Origin of the sequence: Helicobacter sp. MIT 03-1614 (assembly GCF_000762925.2) — a bacterium.
GTDB lineage: Bacteria > Campylobacterota > Campylobacteria > Campylobacterales > Helicobacteraceae > Helicobacter_C > Helicobacter_C hepaticus.
This window is the reverse complement of the sequence record NZ_JRMS02000005.1, coordinates 52927-77332: the sequence shown is the minus strand read 5'-3', so window position 1 is coordinate 77332 and position 24406 is coordinate 52927. Positions and strand designations below refer to the sequence as shown.

21 protein-coding genes and 1 tRNA gene are annotated in these 24406 nt (G+C 35.2%); 14 read left to right on the top strand and 8 right to left on the bottom strand.

Features of this window, described 5'->3' with window-relative positions:
- Nucleotides 1-199 precede the first annotated feature (199 nt).
- From leuS to LS66_RS04625, 9 genes are read left to right on the top strand one after another with little or no spacing between them, the layout of a single operon-like run.
- Nucleotides 200-2692, top strand: a complete 2493-nt coding sequence (leuS, locus tag LS66_RS04665; RefSeq protein WP_138091914.1) for a leucine--tRNA ligase — start codon at nucleotides 200-202, stop codon at nucleotides 2690-2692.
- The gene (gene lptE / locus LS66_RS04660; RefSeq protein ID WP_011115306.1) at nucleotides 2692-3204 is read left to right on the top strand and encodes an LPS assembly lipoprotein LptE; all 513 of its coding nucleotides are present in this window, start codon (nucleotides 2692-2694) and stop codon (nucleotides 3202-3204) included. The genes leuS and lptE overlap by 1 nt, the downstream gene beginning before the upstream one ends.
- A complete protein-coding gene (locus LS66_RS04655) occupies nucleotides 3194-4201 on the top strand; it encodes a hypothetical protein (RefSeq protein WP_034367967.1) in 1008 nt (335 codons plus the stop codon). Before lptE ends, LS66_RS04655 begins: the two co-directional genes overlap by 11 nt.
- A complete protein-coding gene (locus LS66_RS04650; RefSeq protein ID WP_034367968.1) occupies nucleotides 4201-5406 on the top strand; it encodes a Mur ligase family protein in 1206 nt (401 codons plus the stop codon). The genes LS66_RS04655 and LS66_RS04650 overlap by 1 nt, the downstream gene beginning before the upstream one ends.
- Nucleotides 5407-6282, top strand: a complete 876-nt coding sequence (locus LS66_RS04645) for a M23 family metallopeptidase (RefSeq protein ID WP_034367972.1) — start codon at nucleotides 5407-5409, stop codon at nucleotides 6280-6282.
- Nucleotides 6283-6285: 3 nt separating this feature from the next.
- Nucleotides 6286-7185 (top strand): M23 family metallopeptidase, encoded by a 900-nt coding sequence (locus LS66_RS04640; protein WP_011115302.1) that lies wholly within the window; start codon nucleotides 6286-6288, stop codon nucleotides 7183-7185.
- Nucleotides 7143-7562, top strand: coding sequence for a polymer-forming cytoskeletal protein (locus LS66_RS04635; protein ID WP_011115301.1), 420 nt, complete (start codon nucleotides 7143-7145; stop codon nucleotides 7560-7562). Before LS66_RS04640 ends, LS66_RS04635 begins: the two co-directional genes overlap by 43 nt.
- A 26-nt stretch (nucleotides 7563-7588) precedes the next feature.
- Nucleotides 7589-10594, top strand: a complete 3006-nt coding sequence (mfd, locus tag LS66_RS04630; protein WP_034367975.1) for a transcription-repair coupling factor — start codon at nucleotides 7589-7591, stop codon at nucleotides 10592-10594.
- Nucleotides 10595-10603: 9 nt separating this feature from the next.
- Nucleotides 10604-10852: a hypothetical protein gene (locus LS66_RS04625; protein WP_011115299.1), complete on the top strand. Its 249-nt coding sequence runs from the start codon at nucleotides 10604-10606 to the stop codon at nucleotides 10850-10852.
- Between the two features lie 38 nt (nucleotides 10853-10890).
- Here the strand turns inward: LS66_RS04625 and LS66_RS04620 are convergent.
- The 5 genes from LS66_RS04620 to LS66_RS04600 form a co-directional block, all read right to left on the bottom strand.
- A tRNA-Asn gene (locus LS66_RS04620) sits at nucleotides 10891-10965 on the bottom strand.
- Between the two features lie 92 nt (nucleotides 10966-11057).
- Nucleotides 11058-11771: a CheB methylesterase domain-containing protein gene (locus LS66_RS04615; RefSeq protein ID WP_011115298.1), complete on the bottom strand. Its 714-nt coding sequence runs from the start codon at nucleotides 11769-11771 to the stop codon at nucleotides 11058-11060.
- 3 nt (nucleotides 11772-11774) lie between these two features.
- Nucleotides 11775-12605: a protein-glutamate O-methyltransferase CheR gene (locus LS66_RS04610; protein WP_034365578.1), complete on the bottom strand. Its 831-nt coding sequence runs from the start codon at nucleotides 12603-12605 to the stop codon at nucleotides 11775-11777.
- Nucleotides 12606-12632: 27 nt separating this feature from the next.
- On the bottom strand, nucleotides 12633-14066 hold the full coding sequence (locus LS66_RS04605; protein WP_011115296.1) for a Do family serine endopeptidase: 1434 nt from the start codon (nucleotides 14064-14066) through the stop codon (nucleotides 12633-12635).
- 55 nt (nucleotides 14067-14121) lie between these two features.
- Nucleotides 14122-16908, bottom strand: a complete 2787-nt coding sequence (locus LS66_RS04600; RefSeq protein WP_371414323.1) for a DNA translocase FtsK — start codon at nucleotides 16906-16908, stop codon at nucleotides 14122-14124.
- A 378-nt stretch (nucleotides 16909-17286) separates the two neighbouring features.
- On the opposite strand from LS66_RS04600, the gene LS66_RS04595 reads away from it, so the two are divergent.
- The 5 genes from LS66_RS04595 (at nucleotide 17287) to LS66_RS04575 (ending at nucleotide 22475) form a co-directional block, all read left to right on the top strand.
- Entirely contained in the window at nucleotides 17287-18759 is a 1473-nt protein-coding gene (locus LS66_RS04595) for a hypothetical protein (protein ID WP_011115294.1), read from the top strand.
- A gap of 132 nt (nucleotides 18760-18891) precedes the next feature.
- Entirely contained in the window at nucleotides 18892-19824 is a 933-nt protein-coding gene (locus tag LS66_RS04590; protein ID WP_034365564.1) for a branched-chain amino acid transaminase, read from the top strand.
- Nucleotide 19825: 1 nt separating this feature from the next.
- On the top strand, nucleotides 19826-20923 hold the full coding sequence (locus tag LS66_RS04585) for an SPFH domain-containing protein (RefSeq protein ID WP_034365563.1): 1098 nt from the start codon (nucleotides 19826-19828) through the stop codon (nucleotides 20921-20923).
- A gap of 4 nt (nucleotides 20924-20927) precedes the next feature.
- Nucleotides 20928-21623, top strand: a complete 696-nt coding sequence (gene hisIE, locus LS66_RS04580) for a bifunctional phosphoribosyl-AMP cyclohydrolase/phosphoribosyl-ATP diphosphatase HisIE (RefSeq protein WP_034365560.1) — start codon at nucleotides 20928-20930, stop codon at nucleotides 21621-21623.
- A 15-nt stretch (nucleotides 21624-21638) separates the two neighbouring features.
- The gene (locus LS66_RS04575) at nucleotides 21639-22475 is read left to right on the top strand and encodes a DUF2393 domain-containing protein (RefSeq protein ID WP_236096975.1); all 837 of its coding nucleotides are present in this window, start codon (nucleotides 21639-21641) and stop codon (nucleotides 22473-22475) included.
- On the opposite strand, the gene LS66_RS04570 is transcribed toward LS66_RS04575, so the two are convergent.
- The 3 genes from LS66_RS04570 to rpmI form a co-directional block, all read right to left on the bottom strand.
- The gene (locus LS66_RS04570) at nucleotides 22444-23601 is read right to left on the bottom strand and encodes a metallophosphoesterase (RefSeq protein WP_034365558.1); all 1158 of its coding nucleotides are present in this window, start codon (nucleotides 23599-23601) and stop codon (nucleotides 22444-22446) included. The genes LS66_RS04575 and LS66_RS04570 overlap by 32 nt on opposite strands.
- Nucleotides 23602-23760: 159 nt before the next feature.
- Nucleotides 23761-24114 (bottom strand): 50S ribosomal protein L20, encoded by a 354-nt coding sequence (rplT, locus tag LS66_RS04565; protein ID WP_034365555.1) that lies wholly within the window; start codon nucleotides 24112-24114, stop codon nucleotides 23761-23763.
- Nucleotides 24115-24197: 83 nt separating this feature from the next.
- Complete coding sequence (gene rpmI, locus LS66_RS04560; protein WP_011115286.1) at nucleotides 24198-24392, bottom strand: 50S ribosomal protein L35; 195 nt, start codon at nucleotides 24390-24392, stop codon at nucleotides 24198-24200.
- Between the last annotated feature and the right edge of the window lie 14 nt (nucleotides 24393-24406).

Sequence of the window (24406 nt, the reverse complement as noted above, 5' to 3'; positions counted from 1 at the left end):
GTTTATAAAATATTTCTACACCAAATAGGAGAAAAAACATTAAATTTTGTAACATTGAATGTGGAAACTTTATTAAAATTATTTCAAAAAGTAACAAAGAATTTAAAGCCAAAAGGCAGCGATGAGTTGTATTAATTATGGTGTGATTTAAGCTTTTTTTCTATAATGCTACTTTGAATTCAATAAGTGAGGGTAAGTAATGCAAGAGCGGAAATATAATCCTAAAGATATAGAATCTAAATGGCAACAATTTTGGGCAGAGCATAAGAGTTTTGAGCCATTTGATATAGATATTGCTACATCAGATTCTATGAAAAAAAAATATATTTTAAGTATGTTTCCTTATCCAAGCGGAGCAATTCATATGGGACACGTAAGAAATTATTGTATTGGTGATGCATTAGCGAGGAACTATCGCCAAAATGGTTATAATGTTTTGCACCCTATGGGTTGGGACGCTTTTGGTATGCCTGCTGAAAATGCTGCTATTAAACATAAGACACACCCTAAAACTTGGACATATAGCAATATTGATACAATGAGAAAAGAACTTGCCACTCTTGGACTTAGTTTTTCTAAAGAGCGTGAGTTTGCTACGAGTGATGCAATTTATACGCGTTTTGAACAGGAATTTTTTATCAAAATGTGGGAGAGAGGACTCATTTATCGCAAAGAGGCGTATTTAAATTGGTGCCCTAAGGATAAAACAATCTTAGCGAATGAACAAGTTATTGAGGGCAAATGTTGGCGATGTGATACGCCTGTGGTGCAAAAGCAAATGTTTCAATATTACATTAAAATCACAGATTATGCCGATGAGTTGCTTGAGTGTCTTAATAAGCTTGAGGGACATTGGCCTTCTCAAGTGTTGAGTATGCAGAGAAATTGGATTGGTAAGTCAAAAGGGTTAAGTTTTGCCTTTGATTTTAGTGTAGATTCTCTACAAAAACTAGGTAATGGCAAAGTAAAGCTAGAAGTCTTTACCACGCGTCCAGATACAATTTATGGTGTTACTTATTGTGCAGTTGCCCCAGAACACCCTATTGTGCAGCAGTTGATAGAAAATAAAAGTCTTGATGAGAGCGTGATAAAATCTATTGAAGCAATTAAAAATACTACTGCTAGAGCACGTGCAATGAGCGAGAAAGTGGGTTTTGATTTAGGAGTGTATGTAATACACCCATTGACACAAGAGAAGTTGCCTGTGTGGGTGGCAAATTTTGTGCTTATGGATTATGGTTCTGGAGCAGTGATGAGTGTTCCAATGCACGATGAGCGTGATTTTGAATTTGCCAAAACCTATGCTTTGCCTTTTAAATGCGTTCTTACAAAAGAGATAGATGCTGAAGAGCCAACACAAGAGATATGTGCTGCGTATGAGGAAGGCTTTTTGATTAATAGTGGAGAATTTAGTGGTATGTCAAGCTCTCAAGCAAAAGAGCGTATTATCGCACATTTTGAGAATGCTAGCATTGGTAAGGGCATAACCAATTATCGTTTGCGTGATTGGGGTGTGTCAAGACAAAGATATTGGGGGGCGCCTATTCCTATGGTGCATTGTCAATCTTGCGGTATTGTGCCTGAAAAAATAGAAAATTTGCCTATCACATTGCCTGAAGATGTTGTGATTGATGGAGAGGGGAATCCTCTTGATAAACATCTTGTGTGGAAAGATTGTCTTTGTCCTAAGTGTGGTAAAAAAGCACAAAGAGAGAGTGATACGATGGATACTTTTATTCAATCAAGTTGGTATTTTTTGCGCTATAGCACACCAAGAAAATTATGGGAGAAACAAGCTTTTGATAAGGAAAGTTTAACGTATTGGCTCAATGTTGATGAATATATTGGTGGTATAGAACACGCTATTTTGCATTTGCTCTATGCACGATTTTGGACAAAAGTATTACGTGATTTGGGCTATATAGAAATTGATGAGCCTTTTGCAAATCTACTCACGCAAGGTATGGTGCTTAAAGATGGAGCAAAAATGTCAAAATCTAAAGGCAATATTGTCAATCCAAATGAACTTATTGCGCATTATGGCGCAGATACGGCAAGACTTTTTGTCCTTTTTGCTGCCCCTCCTACACGAGAGCTAGAATGGAATGATAAAGCAGTGGAGGGAGCGCATAGATTCTTAAAACGCTTGTGGGAAAGAGCCGAGCATATAGAATCTTGCTCACAAAAGCCACATATCAATCATAAAACATTGAAAAAAAATGAACAATATGCTCGTCAAAAAGTGTATGAGGCATTGCAAAAAAGTAATGAGATTTTTAGTAAAAAGCAAAGTGGATACGCATTTAATACACTTATTGCTGCGAGTATGGAAGCTTTTAACGCACTTAATGAGCAAGAGAATCCTCTTGTTTGGACGGAAGGATATTTTGTTTTATTGCATATTTTAGAGCCTATTGTGCCTCATATTTGTTGGGAGCTAAGTGAGCAGTATTTTAGACGATGTAATTTCGCACCTCTTAGCGTTGATAAAGATGCACTTACAAAAGAGAGCGTGATATATGCTATTACGATTAATGGTAAAAAACGCGCAGAAGTGGAGATGCCTTTAGGCTTAAGCAAAGAAGAAATTATTATCCAAGCTAAAGAAAGTGTGCCAAAATGGCTTGAAGGAGTAGAGATTCTTAAAGAAATAATTGTGCCAAATAAACTTGTAAATCTTGTGGTGAAATGATGCCAAAAGCATTATTATTGAGTTTATGTTTGTATTTTGTGGGGTGTGGGTATCAGCCTATAAGCTATTATGCACAAGGTATTTTTAATGATGGTGTATATGTAGATATTAGTATTAACTCTTCTGTGCCAGAATCTGGAGCGAGCATTAAAGATGCGGTCAATAATGCTATTATTAAACGTTTTGCAAGTAAGCTTATGAGCAAGCAAGAAGCAAAAAGTTATTTACAAATCAAAGTTCAAAGCATTACACAAACGCCAATAGCTTATAACCAGCAAGGTTTTATCAGTTATTATCGCACAAATATTGTGCTTGATATTCATTTTGAAAATGCACAAGGTAAGAGTTTTGATGTGAGCAATACAGGTTATTATGATTATAGTGCAGATTTTACCTCTACAATCGTATTTGACCAATATCGTTTAGAATCTATATCTAATGCTGCCTCTCAAGCTCTTGATAAATTTATTTCACAAGTAGCATATTATGGAGAATTTTATAATGAACATTAATGATATTTCTTACAAAGCACTTCAACGTTTGCATTTATTGCAAAAAGCCCCTACTCCCACTGCATATTTTGAAGCATTTTATGAGATTGCTAGAGTTGAGGGAATGGCTGAAGAATTAAATTGGCAGACGCAGTGGCTCAACAAATTTGATAAACATATTCAAAATCAGCTTAAAAATGTAAGCAATCCTGATGAGTTTATTGATAAGATTTCACTTTTACTCAAAGAATATAAAGAGAGTTATGCACCAGAACATATGCAATGGCTAAAGAATCTTAATCGTGGCTTGCTTGGTGTTATTTCTGATATATTTTCAATCGGAGCAAAAAATAAATTTCATTTTCTTTTTAGTTTAGGTGGGCTTAATAGTCTTGAAGTAACAAAAAAGCTTGTGGGATATTGGGAGCATTTCCGAGATTCTAAGGTGCATTTGAGTGTGTTAAAAAGACTTGTGGGAATTATAGTATATGTTTTGCGCACGCCTAATCATAAAGGCACGATAAACAAGGAAGCTTTAGAAATAGCATCTACGCTGATGATTCACCCTGAAAGTCTTATTGATTTAGATTTACTTAGACGTATAGAGAAAGTTTTAGGCATAGAGGGTGCGCAGGAGATAAAGTCGCCCAGAATACAAGCTAGTGAGTTGCATAATGTTTGCGTAGCAATATTTAAAATAAGTAATTTACATTTTTTAAACCAAGAAAATGAAGATAATATCCATAAGGCAATAGAGATTGTGCAAAAAATGTGTTTTAATACATTTGGAGAGAGTATTTTGCTAGAGTATCATCAAAATGGATTTGTTTGTGTGTTTAAGAACGTTACACCTAAGGAATTGCTTGAAAAGATAAATCCTATTTTAGAGCAGGTGCAGAAAGTGTCTTATGAAGGTATGTTTTTTTCTTTTAACACTTCAGTAGAAACACTTAAAGAGAGCGATTTTACTTCATTTGAAGAACTAAAATATAAAATTCAACACAAGCATAAAAATTGATGTTAAAACTTTCCCAAGTGCTCCAAAGTAAAGGCACAGAATATGCGCCTTTTGACCCTACACGTGCTCATAAGATTTATGCTAGTATTGCTTCAAAATGCGGTTTTAAAGAGCATTTTGGCACAAAATGTAAAGTGATTCATATCATAGGCACAAATGGCAAGGGTAGCACAGGACGATTTATCACAATGGGGTTAGAACAGCAAGGCAAGAGTGTGTTGCATTTTAGTTCCCCGCATCTTTTTAGATTCAATGAGCGCTATTATATAAGCAATAATTCATATAAAGGCGAGGTTGATGATATAGCACTAGAAACAGCTCATCAGTTCCTTTGGCGTATGGAATCTGTGCATAAGGCAAGTTATTTTGAGTATGCAACCTTTCTTGCACTTGTGCTTGCAAAAGAATGCGAGTATCTTGTATTAGAATCTGGCGTTGGTGGCGAGTTTGATTCTACACATATACTAAAAGCTGATGTGAGTGTTTTTACGCTTATTGGTTTAGACCATCAAGAAATGTTAGGGAATACTTTGCGTGAGATTGCGCTAACAAAACTAAGAGCAATGGATACACGAGCAATTATAGCAAGGCAAAATGAAAGAGAGGTTGAGAATCTTGCGCTTAAAATAGCAAAGCAAAAAGGTATTGAATGTGATTTATGGCAAGAGCTAGATACGGATGAAGCCTTTAAAGACGAGAAAGATTCCTTTAAGGACTACGCACACACTTACCATTTACCTCGTTTTTTGTGCGATAATCTTCATAATGCGATGCGCACGCTTGCAGTTTTTGGAATGAAATTTGATTTTAAGAATCTAGGTGCGCTTACACTTCGTGGGCGATGCGAAGTCTTAGCACCTCATATTGTGCTTGATGTAGGACATAATTTTGATGGCGCAAGAGTTTTAAAAGAGCAATTTATAGGAAAACAAGTAAATCTTGTGTATAATAGTTACGTAGAAAAGGATATTGAGGCAATTTTGCGTGAGCTTTTGCCAATCATTAAGAAAGTTTTAATAATTTCTGTGGAAAATTATAGAATCTGCCCAAGAGGGAAGCTCATTGATGTTCTCATAAAGTTGGGAATTGCATATGAGGATTTTAATGTCCATATTCTCTCACACGATGAGAGTTATCTTGTTTTTGGTTCTTTTAGTGTTGTTCAGAAATTTTTACAAGAATATCAAGAATATAAGGAAAAGTAAGTGCAAGACAAATTAATGATTTCTATTATTGATGATAATGGTTCAAGGCAGTTTAGTGTGCATCGTCTAGTGCAAAAGGTGGCGCTTTTTACGGGTGTTGGTATGATATCGATGGTTATTTTGTATTTTGTTATGGCTCATTTTTTGATGAGTGAGCTCGAAGTCATTTTGGCAAATAATAATCAAGTGCGTGAGAATTTCCAAAGTATCTATGAAAAAAATAGTGCCTTAGAGCGTGATATTGACTATAAAACAAATGAACTTCTTAAGGTAAATACCAAAGTCAGTGAGCTTGAGAGCATTGTAAATGTCCGTAAACATAGCAATGAATTATATAATAACCAAGATATTGACATTGATGCGCTTACTCCCTTGCAAAAGGATATGATTTTAAAGATTATTCCTAATGGTAACCCTGTTGATGATTTTGCATCAAAAAGTTTCCCAAATAAAGGCGTTTCTATATATCACCTTGCAAAAGCTTCTCCTGTGTATGCTACAGCGAATGGTATTATTGATTCTGTGCGAGTGGCAGGAAGCGAGAATCAATTTGTGCAAATTCAGCATTCTTATGGATTTACTTCAAATTATGGGCATTTACGTAAGGTCATTGTGCAAAAGGGTGATTTCGTTACAAAGGGGCAAGTGATAGGATATAGTGGGGTAGGTGCAGGTTTATATTATGATTTGCGATTTATTGATTCTGCGCTTGAAGTGGCAAATTATACAGATTGGAATAGTGATAATTTTGCTCAAATTGTAGGTGTAAATAGTGTTATTGACTGGAAAAGTTTGGTATGGGCGCTTAATGATATAGTTCAATTAAAAAATTATCGTGTAAGTTACCAAGATGATGAGAAGATGCTCACATATTAAGCAATGAGTCCTAAAAATAGCCGCCTTGTTTTAATGATTACCGACCAAAATGGGTCGCGCTATTTTAATGTTAGCTCTATTTTTAAACAAATAAGCCTTTATCTTGCTGTATTTATTGTTACATTGATAGTTTTTGGTGTAGTCTCTATTAAAACCTTTAGTGCAGAAATTAATAAAATGTCAGTGTTAAATGAAACAATAGCCAAACGCTATAACAAAATGCTTGCTAAAAATGAATCGCTTAATAATCAAATTGAAAGAAGACTTGAAGAAATTTCCCAAGTTGATGATAAAATAGGAGATTTGGAAAGTATTATCGGCGTGCCTATTGATGCTTCTAGAGATGCTGATGGCAACCTTGAGCATCGCATAGATGTGGCTTCTCTCACTGGGACACAAAAGGCTTTTGTAATGAAATTTGTTCCAAATGGCTATCCCATAGAACACTATAATCATATTTCTGCTTATTATGGTTACAGAGTGCATCCGCTTTTTTTTACACGACATTTGCATACAGGAGTGGATTTTGCCACTCCTATTGGCACACCAATATACGCTACGGCTGATGGAGTTGTAAATGCTGCAAGTTTTTCAACTGGTGGTTATGGATATCTTGTTAAAATAGATCATTCACTTGGGTTTACAACTTATTATGCTCATTTGAATAAAATAGTAGTGCAAAAAGGAATGTTTGTAAGACACGGGCAGCTTATTGCTTATAGTGGCAATACCGGACAAAGCACAGGACCTCATCTTCATTATGAAATAAGATTTTTAGGGAATGTTATTGACCCTAAAAATTTTATGGAATGGAAGATGAGTAATTTTAATTCAATTTTTGAAAAAGAGAGGAACGTAGCATGGCAATCTTTGTTAGCGACAATAAACAACTTGATGGAGTAAGTTCATCTAGCGGCGGTGGAGCAACTATCATCGCACAAGGCACAAGAATTAAGGGGGAAATCAACACAGATTGCAGATTGCATATTGATGGCGAATTTGAGGGAAATATTCATTCTAAAGACACTGTAATGATTGGTAAAAGTGGTATTGTAAGGGGTGATATGCAAACAGCCTCTTTAATTGTGAGTGGACGTTTTATCGGCAATGTAACTTCAAATGTGCTTGAGATTAAACCTCAAGGGCGTGTAGAGGGGATAGTAGTTGTAGGTGAGATTATTATTGAACGCAAAGGTGTGTTTATAGGTGAGAGCAAGATTAAAGATTCAAAGGTAAAAACAGATATTGCTTCACTTGAATTGCCCAAAAAAGATAAGTAATAAGAGAAAAATCTCGGAGGGGTAGTTTGATACAATCTTGCCTATATAAGCTTCTTAAGCAGGGCAACTTTCCCTACGAATTATTGCTTACTAAAGATGCTAAGCAATCCCAAGATGCATATGAACTTATAAAGCTTTTTGATTATCAAAAGGCTTTTGTTTTACCTGAATTGCGTATTCATTTTGGAGATGATTTAAGTTCATTTCGTGAAGAATTTTTAGGAGTTTTGAGCGTATTGCGGACATTTTATGCTGCCACCTCGCCAAAGATTCTTATCTCTCCTATTTCCAGTGTGCTTTATCCACTACCAAAGGAGCAAATACTTCAAACTTTCAACCTTTCTTTTGGACAACGTTATGATTTAGCAGTTTTGAAAAAGCATATTGTAGAATATGGTTATGAATGTGTAGAGGTAGTAGAACTTGAGGGAGAAGTAAGTTTTAGAGGTGATATTGTTGATATTTTTATGCCTCATAGTGAATCTCCTTATCGCATTGCTTTTTTTGATGATGAGGTAGAGAGTATCCGCATATTTGATACGCATACCCAAATGAGTAACCCCACTGAAGTTAAGGAGATTTGTATCGCTCCTGCACTTTTTTCGCTTAACCCTCAGCAAAGCAGCGATATACAATCTCTTGTGAATCAGAGTGATTTTGATGGGTTTAACAAAGATATAGCTTCATTTGGATTTTGGTTTTTAGGAGAAAATGCACATTTTTTGCCTTTACATTTTTGTTCTTTGCTTACACCCCAAGCACTTTTAGAAGCTAAAGAGATTTATAGTTTAGATTCAATGGAGCACGCTCTTACATTGGAGCAGCTACAACAAATAGGGTGTTGTGAAGCAAGTGAAGGTTATAGCGATATACTTTTTAAACCAGCTAATCTCGCCTCAATGATAAATGCTCATAGCAATCGTGAAATTACGCTTATTGCACATAATGATATTAAACTTAAGGCATTTGATATTAGCACACAGGGATTGCATATTAAATATTCAGATGCAGTAGTAAATATTATCACTCCAAATGAACTTATTCTCTCACTTAATACTTTTACACCTAAAATCAAGCATAAGAAGCCTACACTCAAGCTCAATGAAATTGCACAAGGAGAATATGTTGTGCATAGTGAATATGGTATAGGGATTTTTGAGGGAATTAAGCAGACTCAAATAGTTGGGGTTGTAAGAGATTTTATTGAAATTAGTTATCAAGGTGAAGATAAACTTTTGCTTCCTGTTGAGAATCTTAATATGATTGAGCGTTATGTGGCAGATTCTGGACAAATACCTATGCTTGATGGATTAGGTAAGGGTAGTTTTGCTAAGCTTAAACAAAAGGTAAAAACTAAGCTTTTAGAGATTGCTCATAACATTATTGATCTTGCTGCAAAACGTAATTTATTACAAGGCATTAAGATTGATACGCAAAATCCCTCACTTTTATCTTTTCAAAATGCGTGTGGATTCACTCTCACTCGTGACCAAATACGAAGTATTGAAGAGATTTATGCAGATTTATCTTCTGGTAAAGTAATGGATAGATTGCTTAGTGGAGATGTAGGGTTTGGCAAGACTGAAGTAGCTATGAATGCTATTTATGCAGTGTGTTTATCAGGTTTTCAAGCGGCAATGATTGTGCCTACTACGCTTTTATGTGCGCAACATTATCATTCATTACAAATGCGCTTAGAATCTTTTGGCATACGCGTAGCACGATGTGATAGATTTTTGAGCACGGCAGAGAAAAAACGGCTTTTTTTAGGACTTAAAAATAATGAAGTAGATGTAGTGGTAGGCACTCACGCTTTATTGGGTGCAGAGTTTGCAAAACTTGGTTTGATTGTGGTAGATGAGGAACATAAATTTGGTGTGAAGCAAAAAGAGAGAATCAAAGCACTTTGTGCCCATACGCATTTGCTTAGTATGAGCGCTACACCTATTCCACGCACGCTTAATATGGCGCTTTCTCATATTAAATCTTTGAGTTCTTTACACACGCCTCCTGTGGATAGAATCCCTGTGCGAACATTTATAAAAAACGCTAAAGATTCACTTTTAAAAGAAATAATTCTGCGTGAATTGCGGCGCGGTGGGCAAGTATTTTATATTCATAATAATATTGCAACTATCCAAAAAAAAGCCCAAGAAATTCAATCTCTGCTCCCGCAACTTAAAATTGCTATTTTGCATTCAAAAGTAGAGAGCACTCAAACCGAAAATATTATGCTTGATTTTGCAAATAATGTATATAATGTGCTTCTTTGCACAAGTATTATAGAATCTGGTATTCATCTGCCCAATGCAAATACCATTGTCGTAGCAAGTGCTGATAGATTCGGCATAGCTGATTTACATCAATTACGAGGACGCGTAGGAAGAGGCAATAAAGAGGGATTTTGTTATTTTCTTGTAGAAGATATGGAGGTCATTACTCCTGAAGCAAAAAAACGTTTAATGGCGTTAGAGAAAAATTCTTATCTTGGTAGCGGAGAGAATCTAGCATATTATGATTTAGAAATACGTGGTGGAGGGAATTTACTCGGTGAAGCTCAAAGCGGACATATCAAAAATATCGGATATGGTTTGTATTTGCGTCTGCTTGAAGAATGTATTAATTATTTGAGTGGTAAGGGCAGTGTGCAACAAGTTCAATGTGATTTGAAAATTAATCTTAATGCGTATTTAAATCCGCAGCTTATTGCAAGTGATAAATTGCGTTTGGAGTTGTATAGGCGTCTTTCCCTTTGCGAGGAAATAAGCGAAGTCAATGATATAGAATCCGAAATTTTTGATAGATTTGGTGCTCTTGATACAATGAGTAAGGCATTTTTGGAGCTTATATGTGTTAAAGTGCTTGCTAATAAATTGAGATTAAAACAAATAATGCACTATGGGCAAAATATTACAATCACTTATATGGACAATACCAAAGAAAGCATTATTTCGCCAAGTAAAGATTGGGATGATGTGCTAGAGTGTATTATGGTATTTTTGCGCAAACAGATTCAGAACAAACAAAGCTAGGAGGGGAATATGAGATGTGGTTTTTGTGAGCGGATTAAGAAGCTTCGTAAAATTGATGTTGTTTTAATTTTGCTTATTTGCCTCTTTATGTATATTGCCAATCAATTTCAAATGAGAGAATATTACGCACAAAAAGCAAAAGTGGAGCAACAAAGAGCTAAAGTTCAAGATGAAAAATTACAAGAATTTGAGAATCTGCAACGACAATGTTTGTTTAAGCAAGATAAAACTGCTTGTGAAGCGCTCAAAAAATTTTAGGTTTGAAAATTAGGAATCTGAAATTTTAAGTAAGATTATGGCTCCGGATGCAGGATTCGAACCTGCGACCAAGTGGTTAACAGCCACCTACTCTACCGCTGAGCTAATCCGGAATAAACAAAAGCCCCGATTATATAGAAAAATCCTCCCATTGTCAAGGGTAGAGAGTTTTGTGTGGGATACATTGAGTGATTGTTTTAGAATTTTAGAGATTTAATTCATTTGCGGGGGGGGGGGGGGGTGAAATGCTATCGCTCCCTTCTTTTATTAAAGCTTTAAGCGGTGTGTTTGCATAATCAATAATGCGCTTGATTATTGCATCAAGACTTAAAATTTCGCTCACAGCACCCATTTCAATCGCTTTTTTTGGCATACCAAATACTATGCAGTCTTTTTCATTTTCTGCTAGAGTGTGCGCACCATTATCATAAAGTTCTTTAAGTCCTATGCAGCCATCATCACCCATACCTGTGAGGATTATGCCAAGTGCAGAACGTCCAGCAGTATTATTTGCGCTTCGGAAGAGGATATCTACGCTTGGCTTATGACGCGAAATACGTAGTTTCTCATCAAGTGATTTTGCGTAATATGAACCCATTGCAAAATCTATAATCATATGCTTATCACCCCCTGCAATATAAACACAATTATCTTTCATAGGTGTTTTTGAAGTAACTTCGCAAATGCTAAGTTGAGAAAGAGTATCAAGCCTTTTGATAAATGAAGAGCCAAAACTTGGTGGGATATGTTGCACTACAGCAATAGGAGGTAGTTGTGCAGGGAGACGAGAGAAAATATATGAAAGCGCATCAACACCACCAGTGGAAGCTCCTATAACGACAAGTTTATCGCGTATGATTTTACAAGGATTGCTTTTAAGAATTGTGTCAGGGTGATATTTTATAGTATCCATTAACATAATTTACGCCTTGATTTTAATAAAAGCTTTATTGCCAAGCTTTTCAAATTTTTCTTGGAGATGATAAAGTGTTTCAGAATGTCCCAAATAAAATGTGCCATTAATACGTAAAGTATCAATGAGTTTTGAGAGAATCTTTGGTTGGTCTTCTTGCTTGAAGTAAATAAGCACATTACGACAAAAAAGTATGTCAAACTCTTCGTGCATAAAGGGATAATGCCTATCAAAAAGATTCATTTGTTTAAAAGTAACCATTGATTTAAGTTTGTCTTTGACTTTAAATAGAGGAATAGATGGTGTATTGCTCTCATCAACAGGGTCAAAATATTCATTAATATCACACCAATTTGGGAATTTGTCTATTTTAAAATCAATCGCATAAATTCCTTCTTTTGATTTTTGTAACATATTTGTGTCAATGTCTGTAGCGATAATACTTACGGGTGTAGAGTTACCATAAAGTTTTCTTGCATATAAAACACTCATAGCAATAGAGTAAGGTTCTTGCCCGGTAGAGCTTGCACAGCAGTAAATTTTGATAGGTTTATTGAGTTTAAAAAGTATAGGAAGTGAGCGGTCAATCATATCCTGAAAGTGAAAATATTCACGAAAAAAATCTGTTTTATTGGTTGTAAAACTATTAATAAATTGTTGTTGAATTTTTGGATTAGTTTCAATACTTGAAAGCAAAGAATCAATGCTATTAATATGTGTCTCGTGCATAAGATGGTAGATTCTATTTTTTATCATTGTGAGTTTAGAATCATTTAAAAAAATACCACTATATTTATACAGACGCTCCTTAATGAGGGAGATCTGTGTATTATCAAGCATTACCAAATTTATTTCCTTATGTTTTTGTTATTTCATCATAATTGTTTTTGTGCCATTAGCGCTATAAACTAAGATTCTCTTGTTTTTGCCCTTAAAGCGTGTAAATGCATTGGTTAAGTCTGTTGGCTTTTTAATAGCTATATTTTCAACTTGTGCAATAATATCGCCCACTTCAAATCCTGCTTGTTGAGCTTTTGAATTAGGATTGACTCGAGTAACTACTACGCCATCAATATTATTTGGCACTCTATAACGTTGGCGTTGAGCTTGATTGAGCGATTCTACACTTAAGCCTTCTACACTTGAGGCAGAACCATTTGGCGTATTTTGTGAAGAAGTTTGATTTGATTTTGTATCGGGTAATTCGCCAAGTGTGATTTGAGTTACACGCTCTTGTTTATCACGGATAAACTTCACAACAACTTTTTCATTAGGAGAGAGCATACCGATAAGATTTTTAAGTTCGGCTGCATTTGAGATTTTTTTGCCATTAACGTGAGTGATTAAATCCCACACCATAAGCCCTGCTTTTGCTGCTGGAGACTGAGGCTCTAGGCTAATAACCACTGCACCACTATTATCTCCATAACTTTCTTTAATATCATTATTAATATCTTGGATTCCTACGCCTAAGAATCCACGTTTAATCCCACCTTTTTCAATGAGCTCTTTGGCGATTTTTTTTGCCATATCTGAAGGTATTGCAAAGCCTACACCGTGATTACCTCCTGTGCGCGAAAGGATAGCCGTATTAATCCCAATGAGTGCTCCCCGAGAATCCACTAATGCTCCACCTGAATTACCCGGATTGATTGAGGCATCAGTTTGGATAAAATTTTCATAATCATTGATGCCAATACCACTTTTATTGAGTGCAGAGACAATACCTTGTGTAATTGTTTCACCTACGCCAAAAGGATTCCCAATAGCAAACACTACATCGCCTATAAGAACATTGCTACTTTGGGCAAAAGTGATAGGAGATAGGTTTTTTTGTTCAATTTTAATCACCGCCAAATCGCTTCGTGCATCTGTGCCAATGACTTTAGCAGTGTATTCTTTTGTGCTATCAGAAAGTGAAACAAGCACTTTGTCGGCGTCTTCAATCACGTGATTGTTTGTAATAATGTATCCATCATTTGAAATAATTACGCCACTTCCTAAACTACGTTCTACGCGTTCTTTGGGAATCTGTCCATAAATATCACCAAAAAATTGCTTAAAAAATGGGTCATTAAACATCGGGTGATTAGGAAGTTGATTGCTGACATTTTTTTGTGTAGAAATATTTACAACAGCTTTTTTTGCACTTTCTATGGAGGAGTTAAAAGAGTAGAGTGTATCGCTATTTTGTTGAGGATTAACACGTTTTTGGATTGTGGGCGCTTCTTGAAATTCAATAGCTAAAATATGAGTCATAAATAGCGCACTGACAAAGAAATATATACTTGCATACTTCATAAAATACTCCTTAGCATTTAATTGTGAGATTTTATAAGTTTAAATTAAACACTTATTAATCATTTTTAAAAGAGCTATCTCCTAATATCTCTCGCACACCTTTGACATTAGGCGTAGATAAAAAGCCCTCTCGTTCAAGCTGCTCAACAATATTTGCTGCTTTGTTGTAGCCAATGGACAATCTTCTTTGTAAATAACTTGCAGATGTCTTTTTATCTTGTAAGATAATATTTTTTGCCTCTGTGAGCAAATCATTATTCTCGTTATTAAGATTCTCTGTGTTTTCGCTCATAAGATTTTCTTTTTCATCAAGCATAAAATTTTTATCATATTCCACATTTTGTTGTGATTTAATAAATTCAACAACTTTTTCAATTTCTTCTTCTGTATTCCAAGGTGCGTGCAAACGTATTACTCCACCTTCGCGAGGCGGAGTAAAGAGCATATCACCCTTGCCAAGCAAAGATTCTGCGCCAAAAGTATCAAGAATAACTTTAGAATCTATTTTACTGCCAACCTTATAGCTAATGCGTGATGGGAGATTTGTTTTAATTAGTCCTGTAACAACATCAACGCTTGGACGTTGGGTCGCTACAATAATATGTATGCCACAAGCACGTCCCATTTGAGCAATCCGAGCAAGAGAAAATTCTACTTCTTTGCCTCCTGTCATCATTAAATCAGCCAATTCATCAATAATAATTACAAGATAAGGGAATTTCTTCCCACCCTCATTTAATACTTTGTTGTTATAACTATCAATGTCTTTAGCGCGCATTTCGCTCATTAAGTCATATCGTCTATCCATTTCAGCTACAGCACTATTTAAACCTACAATAGCCTTTTTGGGTTGTGTAATAATAGGTGTGATAAGATGAGGAATATCTGCGTATATACTAAATTCTACTTTTTTTGGGTCAATCATAAGGAGTTTGAGATTATCGGGCGAATTTTTATAAAGCAAAGAGAGAATCATTGCATTAATTCCTACACTCTTGCCACTTCCTGTGGTCCCTGCAATAAGCAGATGAGGAGCTTTTTTTAAATCTGTGATAAAAGGATTGCCAATAATATCTTTACCAAGTGCAAGGGTAAGTGGCGAAGTAGAAGTCTTAAATAAATCAGATGCTAATACTTCACGTAAATAAATTGTCTGCATTGTGTTATTAGGAATTTCAATTCCTACTACATCTTTTCCCGGAATAGGAGCTTGGATACGTATTGAACGCGCACGTAATGCCATAGCTAAGTCATCTTCAAGAGTGAGAATTTTACTTACTTTGATATGTGGTGCTGGGCGAAATTCAAAAGTTGTAACAATAGGACCCGAATAAGTGCGCACAATATCTCCCTCTACGCGGAACATTTTGAGCTTTGCTAATAAATCTTCTATTTTTCTATCAATTTCGCTCTCATCAATCTCATTTTTTTCTTCAAATGGTTGATTAAGGAGACTTATAGGGGGAAGCTTAAAATGAAGCGGTTTATTGACTTTGCCATATTCAAGATTATCAAGCAGTGCTTTATTTTCAGCAATCTCTGTTACTTGAATTTTACTTGGTTGAGGTTTTGGTTTTTGCTCTTGTGGGATTTCTTGCACAATAGAATCTACCCAATCGATGTTACTTGTCGGTATCTCTTGAATATTAATATTGAGTGTTTGTGCCATAGTGTGAGAGGCAGTATCTTGCGTATGTTGAGGTATTGTGTTTTGTTTAGTTGGGATAGAGGGTTGAACATCTGATTGCATAGGTGTAAGCAGTGAAAATGGTGTGAATTGTGGCATTTGTGTTTGGAGATTATCATCATATTCGGCATAATCAAAAAGTGTTGTATTTGTATGAGAATCTTGTTTTGATTGTGTGGATTCTTGCGTGGCAGCTCTTATGTTTTCATTTTTAATATGAATGGGAGTTATAGATTCTTGTTTGGGAGCAGTTTGTAAGAATACATTAGGATTAATCGGACGTGGAGGAGGTGTGGAAATCTCTTTGGTATGTGATGTTTGGAAAAGAGTATCAGTTTGTGATGGCGTAGATTCTTGAGGTAGAGTGGATTCTTGTGTGGGTGCGGTAGGCTTAGATTCGGAATACTTAAGTGCTGGTTCGGAAAGAGCAGTATGCTGATGAAGTTTAAGATTTTGGAGCATATCAAAATGTTTTGCAACTTGATTTTTGAAAAAATCTTCTAAGTTTGTGTCTTCAGAGGCTTCAACAATTTGTAATTGAGATGTTTGAGGAGTGGGCGATATTATAGGCTCTAAAGTATCTAATGAAGGTTGTGTAGCCATATTTGTGGATTCTGTTTGCGAGGGAGAATCAGGGCGCATTTCATCAAAAGTCTCTTCTACAATAACATCTTTAAAATCATAATGTGCCTGTGTGGTTTGCTCTTGTGTAGCAGTTTGTAAATCAAGCACATCTTGTGTATTTTTTGCAAAAAGTCTTTGTATAAATGGTGTAATACTTGTAATAAAATGTGTTAAAAGTTTCTTGGTGAAAATATAAGATGAAGTGGTAATATGTTTAAAAAAATCAAATCCCATAAGAATCTTATTTTGCATTTGTTTTAAAAGTAAATCAATGTTATGCTTTGTGGAGATAAGCCACGAAAAAAGAAAAAAGAATAAATCAAGCACCCATACGCCAAAGTAGCCAATGTAGCCTTTTAAAAAGAGTAGAAGGCTAGTGCCAAAAGAGCCTTTATGAAAGAGTAGGGATTGTAAAATCAATAACGCTACAAAAAAAAGCGAAAAAGATACAATGAGTTCAAGTCGCCTGAAAGTAAGCCTTGTGTTTTTATAGAGGCAATATGTGGGATAAAACAAAAAGAGCGGATACACATAGGCGATATAACCGAAGATCCCGATATTAAGATGAGCAAAACGTGTGCCAAAATCGCCTACAAGCCCATAATCACCAAAAATAGTCGCTACACAAAGAAAAAGTAGAACAATATTAAGCCCAATGTAAAAATATAATTTTTTTATGAGATATCCTTTGTTATTCCTTTCAACTCCTAAATTAATCTGCCCTCAATAATGATAATTTTGATGTGGGATTATAATTTTGTGTTGATTTGAGATAAAATTTGTATTATATCATAAAGACTTTGATAACTCATTTATGGATTATATTTTTTTTATTTTTATTGAGTTATAATTCTCCATAATTTAAGATACAAAACTAGTTTTAGAGCTTTAGAGTGAAGGAGCGCAAAAGTGCATGGTAAAATATTGAGATATTCAAACCAAACAAAAAATGGTGTTATTATTAATGCTAACAAAAAAATTTTTGAATTGCGTGGGAAAAATTGGCACGACCAGCGAATGATGCCAAGCACAGGTATGCTTGTTGAGTTTCGGCTTGATGATGATGGAAACATAGTTACAAGCTGTAAAGCTTCAAAGTATCAGCATTTTCCAGAAGGAGGACTTTTACGAGAGATTGACTTTTGGCGCACTAATACTGATGAAGAGCTTAAGAGTAAAGAATCTGATGCGCAAGGAAATATTGCTAAACAGATTTTTGAAGAGACAGATTATTATAAGCTTAATAGTATTGAGCTTAGCACACCTATTCAAGATACAATAAAGAATTATTTTCAAGCAGAATTTAATGCTCTTAACTCCATTGAAGGAATGGAAAGCGAACAAAATGAGCCACAGACACGCATTAATTACATTATTCTCAAACCTTATCTTTCAAAAGCAATTGATTTTTTAGTCTTTAATGACCGACACGTAACCATTGATAATTTTGCTGATGATTTGCAGATACTTAAAAAACTAGAATATTCCTATAAGCAGTTTCAGGTTAATACTAACCTTACAGCCGATAAGATTTATCAAGAATGTTTTCTTGATGTGCAGTATCACTATAAGGGCGTATTAAGAGCAATAGAAAATTTTAATGAACAAAAGCTTTCTATGCAAAATAAAATTCGTGTGGGTTCTATGGAGTTGCGCTCAATTCAATCTAAAATTGATGCAAAAAAAGGTGACCCACAAGCGTTAGAAGAGAAAAAAAAGCGCACGATGAATGTTATAGCCAATGCGGAAGCTGATATTAAAGTAATCACTGAAACTTTTGAAAGGCTTAAATCTCTCTCTGAAAATTTTAAAAAAGAGAATCTTGCAAAATTTGAAAGTGTATTTAATAAAATGTATGACCTTCTTGTTAATAAAACAAAAGATGCTATGGACGTTTGTGCTACACATATTGATAATAAACTTTGGAAACTCGGTATGGCTTCACTTGCTATTAAAAATGTATTTTTTAAGCATAATCTTAACAGCCCTTTTTGTTCAATGACTTTTTTAGGTAATCATACTAAAATGCTTGATAAAGCAAAGCTACGTGATAATGAATATGCTGTATATCAGTATTATAATAGATATATGCAGAAAAATGCTAAGCACTTTTTGATTTTTACAGATAATCCAGATTTTGGTTTGGAGCTTAAAATTAAAATTATGGCTGCAAGTAAATTTCATAATGTTGTGATTTTCCAAAAGGAGATTGAATATTTCAGTGCTGTGAATCGTCAAGCCTTTGAACTTATCTATATTGATTCTGAACTTAGATTTCAAAAACCTGCATCTATCATAAAAATCGGTAAAGAATCTAAGCGCAATAAAGAAACAAATTTTGCACTTCTTTCTTTAAGCGAAATCAAAACACTTGAGCTTTAAAATAGGGCATTTGAAGAATTTATTATTAGATTTTGCATAAAAAGCTTTGTTTTATTAAAGGCTGCTTAGGAAAGTTAGGAAACTTTTGCTACAATCCACAGCATTATTTTAAAATACAATGAGGGGTTTTCTATGAAAGAAGCGCAATTTATTTGGAAAGATGGTGTTCTTGTGCCGTGGGCTGAAGCTACGACACACGTTTTAAGCCATACATTACATTATGGTAATGCCTTATTTGAAGGCACAAGAGCATATATGACAAAACAAGGACTAGCCATTTTTCGCTTAAAGGACCATACCAAACGACTTTTAGATTCTGCTAAAATTGTATGTATTAAGTCTCCTTATACACAAGAAGAATTAGAAAAAGCCCAAATAGAGCTTTTGAGGGCAAATAAAAGTGATTATAATGGCAATGTTTATATTCGTCCTCTCATATATTTAGGGTATGGTGTAATGGGCGTTAGTCATATTAATGCACCTGTAAATGTAGCGATTGCTGCGTGGGAATGGGGTGCATATCTTGGCGAAGAGGGCATTAATAATGGCATTAAAGTGAAAACAAGTTCTTTTGTCCGCAATCCTGCAAAAGCTTTTATGGGTAAGGCAAAGGTAGCTGCTAATTATCTCAACTCTCAAATGGCAAAGCACGAGGCGCTTTCTTGCGGTTGCGATGAGGCGTTGCTCCTTGATGATAATGGTTTTGTAGCGGAAGGGAGTGGTGAGTGCTTTTTTATCGTGCGAAATGGTAAGCTTATTACACCACCGCACGCAAATACTTTAGAATCTATTACTCAAGCAACAACCATAGAAATTGCTAAGAATATGGGAATACCATTTGAGCAACGAAATATTACACGCGATGAGGTATATATCGCTGATGAAGCTTTTTTTACAGGCACAGCAGCAGAGATTACGCCTGTGCGTGAGCTTGATGCTCGTATCATTGGAAATGGCACAGCAGGAGAGATTACAAAATCACTTCAAAAAGCATATTTTGCTATTGTAAATGGAGAGAATCCTCGTTATCAACACTATTTGACTTATATTGACAAGGAGAAATAAAATGCCTATTGATTTAAATGAACATCTAAAGAAAAAACGTGCACAGCTTGATGAAAACAAAGCTGAATCTAAAAATGAATCACCAAAGAGTGGTAATGGTGGTAATCGTCCAAATGGTAATAATAATCGGGGAAATAATAATGGTGGATTCAATATAGAATCTCTCCCTATGCCATCTATGCCAAGTGGCAAGTCTCTTGGCGTGCTTGTGGCTATTGTGTTGTTAATTATTATTTTTATTGCAGCACGTCCATTTGTGATTGTTAATGCTGGAGAAGTAGGGATTAAGGTAACTACAGGGAAATATGACCCAAAGCCTCTTGACCCCGGATTGCACTTTTTTGTGCCTATCATTCAAGATGTAATCCTTGTAGATGCAAAAGTGAGGACTATTAACTTTTCTCGTAGTGAAGATATGGGAAATGTGGGACGAGAGCAGAGTATATTGCGTAACGATGCGATAAATGTTATGGATACAAGTGGTATGACGATTTCTATTGAACTTACTGTGCAATATCAGCTTGAGCGTGATAAAGTTCCTGCAACTATTGCAGAATATGGCACTTTATGGGAGCAAAAAATTATAAATCCCGTTATTCGTGATGTAGTGCGAAGTGCAGTAGGGAATTATCCCACAGAGGAGCTCCCTACTAAACGCGATGAGGTAGCAAGTCTTATTTATACAGGATTTAAAAGCAAACTTGATGCTACGCCTAATCAACCTGTAAAACTCGTATCAATTCAACTCCGCGAGATTGTATTGCCAGAGCAAGTTAAAACGCGTATTGAAGGCGTTGAGCTTGCAAAAAGAGACGCACAAAAAGCTAAAGAAGAAGCAAATGCTTTGCGTGAGCGTGCAAAAGGTAAGGCTGATGCTTTAGAGATTGAAGCAAAAGGCCAAAGTGAAGCAAACCGACTTGTAAATGAAAGTCTTTCGCAACGTTTGCTTGATTTACGACAAATTGAAACACAAGGAAAATTTAATGAAGCATTGAAAGAAAATACAAATGCACAAATTTTCCTTACACCCGGTGGGGCAGTGCCAAATATTTGGGTAGATTCTAAAAGTAAGCAAAAAAGTGCCGCAATAGGACAATAATTTTATGCAAGATGTATTTAGGCAAATTGATTGGGAACGTTATGAGCTTATTCCAACTATTGTGCAAGAAAAGCAATCTCAACAGATTCTTATGCTTGCTTATTCATCAAAGCAATCCCTTGAATTGAGCTTACAAACGCATCTCGCACACTACTTTTCGCGTTCTAAGCAGAGAATCTGGCAAAAAGGTGAGCAAAGTGGGCACATACAACATATTAAAGAGGTAAAACTTGATTGTGATAATGATAGTTTGATTTTTATTGTGGAGCAAGTAGGTGTAGCTTGCCATACTGGAGAGAAAAGTTGCTTTTTCCGTATATTTTCACTTGATAAAAATTGCCAAAATCCTCCTGTTTCTATGCCACAAAAGTATCCTATAGGTGTGTATCATATACTTGATGATCTTTATCATATTATAGAGCAAAGAAGATGTGAGAATATAGAGCATTCTTATACCGCTTCACTTCTTGCTAAAGGTGTAAATGGTATAGGCAAGAAAATCATTGAAGAAGCAGGGGAGTTATGTTTTGCTCTTAAGGATAAAGATGAGAAAGCAATTATTTATGAATGTGCAGATTTATTTTATCATATACTTGTGGGTTTGGCTTTAGAGCATATCACTCCAGAGCGTGTTTTGCAAGAGCTTCGTAGGCGTATGGGACAAAGTGGCATAGAGGAAAAAGCCTTGCGTAAGCATTAATAAATAGGAATCCAAATGACAGAAAATCTCAAAACATTTCTCTTACAAATGGTGTCTTATTTCTCTATATATGAGATTGCAGTGTTGCTTGGGATTTTTTTTGTTTTTATTATGCTTTTTACACTTGGATTGTTGCTACGAGGTAGGAGATTTATTGCAAGCTTCTTCTTTTTTCTTTCTATATTGGTGATTTTTTCTACTCCTATTGTATTGCAATTTGTAATGCAACGTGTGTTATACCCTATAGATGTAAATGTTACAAGTGCACACGCTATGCAATATACCAAAGGTTTTTTTGTGGCAGGGCATATCACACATAAGGGAAAAATTGCCATTAATGAATGTTATATTGCTGTGAATGAAGTGCGTGATGAAAAGAATAATAAAGTCCTGCAAGTGCTTAATACGATTATACCAAAGAGATCATCAGGCACAACCATTAGTATTGATATTGGAGTAGGAGAGAGCAATGATTTTGCAGTAATTGTGCCAAATTTTGAAGCAAAAGAACCATTTTTATATAGAATCTATGTGGATTGTTATCTTTCAAATAAATTCGCACAAAAAATGCAAAAAAGCCATAACCAAGATATAGATATTTTAAAGCCACAAATTCCACAGCCTGAAATTTTGATTCAAACTCCAAAACAAGAAGTGGAAGAACAAGAAAAACAATCTGAGCAAGAACATACAACACATGAGTCTATACAGGATTTATCACAAGAGATGCAAGATGCACAAGAGGGCAAAGAGGAGCAAAAAGTCCCCCAACAAAATATAGCCGATGAAAGCAATGAAATGAATGATGAGGATAAGAATCTTAGTGAGGAGGTACAAGCTCAAGGAGCGTAATTTCGTGGTTACTCCCAATGCGCATAGGTGGTCCCCAAAATCCTGTGCCTTGTGAGACATATACTTTTGTTTGATGAAGATTCTCTAATGTATGTAATCCAGAGATAAAAGGTTGTTGCAAGAGCATAGCAAGCGAGAATGGAAAAATTTGTCCGCCGTGTGTATGTCCGCTTACTACTAAATCAACTTTATCATAAGGTGCTTTGAGATAATTAATGACTTTAGGTTGATGTGCAAGGAGAATTGTAGGGAGATGAGGATTTATATTTTTTAATGCCTCATCAATATTTGGCTCTAAATGCCCTATGCGCCAGCCCATAAAATCAGCTATTCCCACGATATTAAGCGTGTCTTTAAGAGTGTAATTTTGATTGATAAGTATATAAAATCCAAACGATTTGAGCTCTTTAAGAATATTTTCTACATCGTGGAAATATTCGTGATTACCTAATATATAAAATATGCCATCATTTGCTCTAAGATTTTTGAGTTCATTAAGAGCATTTTGCACATTTTTTAGTGGTGCATCTACAATGTCTCCTGTAAGAAATATCATATCTGCATTAAGCTCATTTGTTATTTTGACAATTTGTTTGACTTTATTTTCCTCTATAAGCCCACCGATATGCACATCACTTAAAACTGCTGCTTTAATAGGTGTGCTTAATCCTTCTAATTCAATACTTATATGCACAATATCAGGGTTTTTTGTGCCATTATAAGTGCCAAAGACAAGCATAATGAGGGCAAAGAGAAAAATGCTCACTTTTGCCCTATGTCTCCAGCGAGAACGTGCAGATTTGGTGTGTAATGTCATTATTATAAGAGAGCAACATTGATAGAAAAAAGCAGCCATTGCAAATAAAAAAGTAATGCCCAAACAAAACGAGAGTAGAAAATAAATTCCTTGTGGCACATAAGCGCTATCACGCAAAAAAAGATAAGCTATACAACTTACAGCATTAAAGCAGGTAAAAATTTTCCATACAAAGCGCACAAAAAGCTTAGTTGAAAGCGATTTGAGCAATGCTTTGTAAATATAGATATGAAGCACAATAAATACAAATGAGCCCATAAAAGGAAATATGGTATTTTGCATTTGTGCAAATTGTGGTATATCCTGCATAAATGCTCCTTACAAAGGTTATACTTTGAAATTAAAAGTCTAGATTCTATCAAGGTAGGACTTAAAAGTCTATATTATTAGCATTTTTATTAGTTTATTCTATTGGGAGTGGAGTAAATATAAAGTTTATATAAAGGCAAGATTTATCTTGCCTTATTTTTATTTCAGTTTATTTTTTACGCTTGCAAGCACTGCATTAAAAGCGTTTATATCGTTCATTGCCATATCTGCAAGTGTTTTTCTATCAAGCTCAATATTTGAGAGTTTAAGAGCGTGAATAAAGCGTGAATAGCTTACTCCATTCATTTTACACGCAGCATTAATACGTGTAATCCATAATCGTCTAAAATCACGCTTCTTTTGTTTTCTATCTCGGAAAGCATAGCACATACTGCGCTCAAGTTGTTCTTTTGCCTTTCTAAAATGTTTGCGGCGTCCGCTATAAAAGCCTCGCGCAAGTTTTAGAATCTTTTTATGTCTTCGTCTTCGGACAACGCCTGTTTTTACTCTCATTTATTTCTCCTTTACCTTTAAAATTGAGGTGTAAGCTATCGCTTCTCTTACCCATAAATCTTGTTTTATGGGGAGTGGATTCTCTAAGCCATACAAAGTAGGCTTTTTACAGAATCAACATTTGTGCTATGAACATATTTTGGTGCATTTAAATTAGCTTTGCGCTGGTGCGATTTTTTTGTCAATATATGATTTTTAAATGCACTACCACGTTTGATTGCATTTTTTTTAAGCTTAAAACGCTTTGCTGCACCACGATTTGTTTTCATCTTTGGCATTATCTCTCTCCTTT

Excerpts from the sequence above, each read along its gene's own strand:
- leuS (WP_138091914.1), top strand. The coding sequence starts at position 200 with ATGCAAGAGCGGAAATATAATCCTAAAGATATAGAATCTAAATGGCAA.
- lptE (WP_011115306.1), top strand. The coding sequence starts at position 2,692 with ATGCCAAAAGCATTATTATTGAGTTTATGTTTGTATTTTGTGGGGTGT.
- LS66_RS04655 (WP_034367967.1), top strand. The coding sequence starts at position 3,194 with ATGAACATTAATGATATTTCTTACAAAGCACTTCAACGTTTGCATTTA.
- LS66_RS04650 (WP_034367968.1), top strand. The coding sequence starts at position 4,201 with ATGTTAAAACTTTCCCAAGTGCTCCAAAGTAAAGGCACAGAATATGCG.
- LS66_RS04640 (WP_011115302.1), top strand. The coding sequence starts at position 6,286 with ATGAGTCCTAAAAATAGCCGCCTTGTTTTAATGATTACCGACCAAAAT.
- LS66_RS04635 (WP_011115301.1), top strand. The coding sequence starts at position 7,143 with ATGGCAATCTTTGTTAGCGACAATAAACAACTTGATGGAGTAAGTTCA.
- LS66_RS04625 (WP_011115299.1), top strand. The coding sequence starts at position 10,604 with ATGAGATGTGGTTTTTGTGAGCGGATTAAGAAGCTTCGTAAAATTGAT.
- LS66_RS04615 (WP_011115298.1), bottom strand. The coding sequence starts at position 11,771 with ATGTTAATGGATACTATAAAATATCACCCTGACACAATTCTTAAAAGC.
- LS66_RS04610 (WP_034365578.1), bottom strand. The coding sequence starts at position 12,605 with ATGCTTGATAATACACAGATCTCCCTCATTAAGGAGCGTCTGTATAAA.
- LS66_RS04605 (WP_011115296.1), bottom strand. The coding sequence starts at position 14,066 with ATGAAGTATGCAAGTATATATTTCTTTGTCAGTGCGCTATTTATGACT.
- LS66_RS04590 (WP_034365564.1), top strand. The coding sequence starts at position 18,892 with ATGAAAGAAGCGCAATTTATTTGGAAAGATGGTGTTCTTGTGCCGTGG.
- LS66_RS04585 (WP_034365563.1), top strand. The coding sequence starts at position 19,826 with ATGCCTATTGATTTAAATGAACATCTAAAGAAAAAACGTGCACAGCTT.
- hisIE (WP_034365560.1), top strand. The coding sequence starts at position 20,928 with ATGCAAGATGTATTTAGGCAAATTGATTGGGAACGTTATGAGCTTATT.
- LS66_RS04575 (WP_236096975.1), top strand. The coding sequence starts at position 21,639 with ATGACAGAAAATCTCAAAACATTTCTCTTACAAATGGTGTCTTATTTC.
- LS66_RS04570 (WP_034365558.1), bottom strand. The coding sequence starts at position 23,601 with ATGCAGGATATACCACAATTTGCACAAATGCAAAATACCATATTTCCT.
- rplT (WP_034365555.1), bottom strand. The coding sequence starts at position 24,114 with ATGAGAGTAAAAACAGGCGTTGTCCGAAGACGAAGACATAAAAAGATT.
- rpmI (WP_011115286.1), bottom strand. The coding sequence starts at position 24,392 with ATGCCAAAGATGAAAACAAATCGTGGTGCAGCAAAGCGTTTTAAGCTT.